We start from the raw sequence: 1,656 nt of genomic DNA, 5'->3' as shown, positions 1-1,656 counted from the left end.
AATTGCTGAAATCAGCATTTTATAGGATTCGTATGTCTATTTTCAGAATCCTATCAATAAGCGTTCAACACTTCTGGCGTTCAACACTTCTGCAAGATAATATGTCAAAAGCCAGTATTGAAAATAAACCAGCCTCTACTAACTCCTTGCCTTTAATCACTCCACAACCACCAGTAGCAGTGCGATCACAAACTCTTTCATCTACACCCTCGGTTTCAAATGAACGAGTAAGCTTTAATGAAGGTAGTACAGGAGCAACAATTCGTGACAGTCTAACAGCAAATCAAAAAAAGCGCTACTTACTAAACTGCGGTAGCGGACAGCGCATGACTGTGCAAATCAGGCAGGGAAGTATTAATGTGACAATTATTTCTCCTAACAATCAAACAATTGGCAATGCTGTAAACGGTGTATCCCAATGGCAGGGTCAACTGCCAAATAGTGGAGATTATATTGTTGAAATTTCTGCACCCCATCAGTCAGGCTACGTCATTAATATTGAAGTTTCATAAAGTTTTACTCATCAAACAGGAGATATTTACCTATGGATGACCCAACAGAAAAGCAAAAATTATGGAAAATATACGGCATTTTGATGGGTGTTATGGTAGGTGGTGCTGTGCTTATTCTAGGCGGTCAAGCAGCTTGGAATGCCATTCAAGAGAATTTGGCTAAATCTAATATCCCTTCAAATTCAACACCCCAATCTTTGCCACCTTCACCGAGCAGTACCGTCTCACCTTCAGATATTCCATTGAGAACAACACCTGAGCAAACTATCAATAACTTCTATGCACTGACAACTACAGATAATAAGGCAGCCGGACAAGTATTTACTACTGATGATTTCAAGAAAAAATATCCTTCCAGTGATGATAATAAAAAATGGGTCAGTCTATATAACTTTATAAAAGTTACTCAGATGAAACCTATTGAACAATCTCCTACTAGAGTAAAAATGACCGTTTGGTTGCTGTATTCTTTTAAAGATGGTAGAGAACAAGCGTGTGAATACAGAGATTTTACTCTTGTACTCAATAATAATAATTTTTTAATAGATGACATTGGCGAAGCGACTCAAACATCCTGCCTTTAAAAAATAGTTCATAGTTTATGTATTCATGGAAGCGATCGCCCTTCATGTCCAAAAGTGCGATCGCCCTCGATAATTTGACAGTTAACTTATCAAAAATCCTCCCTCAAAAAAGTTATCCTCGGCGAGAGGGTAAATCAAACACCACTTCAAATCGGATGTTGGGCACTCGTTGCCGAAACAACTGAAGATGTCCCTCCGCACCCGATCGGCTGCGATAGCGACCGACGATCGCCCATTGCAAGCTGGACTGCCGAGGTGGCACAATAAGGGAAACTTCCAACAGATTGCAGGGCATGAGCGACAGCGAGCGGATTTCAGTGGTTTTGCCAACACAGGCTAAAAAGGATCTCGAAAAGTTGTGCGATATCGAAAAGCGATCGATCTCCAACTTTGTCTACCTTCTGATTCAAGAGGCGATCGACCAAGCAAAAGCATCCGGCAAGCTCAAATCAACAGATGACTGAAACTAAAACTTGATTTATCCAATACTCCGGACAGTTTTTAAGCAGCCAGAGTACCATAAGACAAGACTGAAGGAAGGTTAGGGTGATTTAAAATCA

Annotated in this window: 3 protein-coding genes and 1 pseudogene; 3 read left to right on the top strand and 1 reads right to left on the bottom strand. The window is 40.4% G+C overall.

What is annotated here, in order from left to right:
• Window positions 1-512 (top strand): annotated as a pseudogene (locus tag QUB20_RS28400) (hypothetical protein); the annotation flags it as partial.
• A 32-nt stretch (window positions 513-544) separates the two neighbouring features.
• The gene (locus QUB20_RS28395; protein WP_333251520.1) at window positions 545-1,096 is read left to right on the top strand and encodes a hypothetical protein; all 552 of its coding nucleotides are present in this window, start codon (window positions 545-547) and stop codon (window positions 1,094-1,096) included.
• A gap of 112 nt (window positions 1,097-1,208) precedes the next feature.
• Here QUB20_RS28395 and QUB20_RS28390 read toward each other — a convergent pair whose 3' ends face one another.
• On the bottom strand, window positions 1,209-1,391 hold the full coding sequence (locus QUB20_RS28390; protein WP_333291843.1) for a hypothetical protein: 183 nt from the start codon (window positions 1,389-1,391) through the stop codon (window positions 1,209-1,211).
• Between QUB20_RS28390 and QUB20_RS28385 the strand changes: the two genes are divergently transcribed.
• Window positions 1,390-1,560, top strand: coding sequence for a ribbon-helix-helix domain-containing protein (locus tag QUB20_RS28385; RefSeq protein ID WP_333083158.1), 171 nt, complete (start codon window positions 1,390-1,392; stop codon window positions 1,558-1,560). The genes QUB20_RS28390 and QUB20_RS28385 overlap by 2 nt on opposite strands.
• Window positions 1,561-1,656 lie beyond the last annotated feature (96 nt).

It is taken from the genome of Microcoleus sp. B4-C2, assembly GCF_036705265.1.
In the GTDB taxonomy this organism is placed as follows: domain Bacteria; phylum Cyanobacteriota; class Cyanobacteriia; order Cyanobacteriales; family Microcoleaceae; genus Microcoleus.
This window is presented reverse-complemented; position numbering and strand designations above follow the sequence as displayed.

Excerpts from the sequence above, each read along its gene's own strand:
- QUB20_RS28390 (WP_333291843.1), bottom strand. The coding sequence starts at position 1,391 with ATGCCCTGCAATCTGTTGGAAGTTTCCCTTATTGTGCCACCTCGGCAG.
- QUB20_RS28385 (WP_333083158.1), top strand. The coding sequence starts at position 1,390 with ATGAGCGACAGCGAGCGGATTTCAGTGGTTTTGCCAACACAGGCTAAA.
- QUB20_RS28395 (WP_333251520.1), top strand. The coding sequence starts at position 545 with ATGGATGACCCAACAGAAAAGCAAAAATTATGGAAAATATACGGCATT.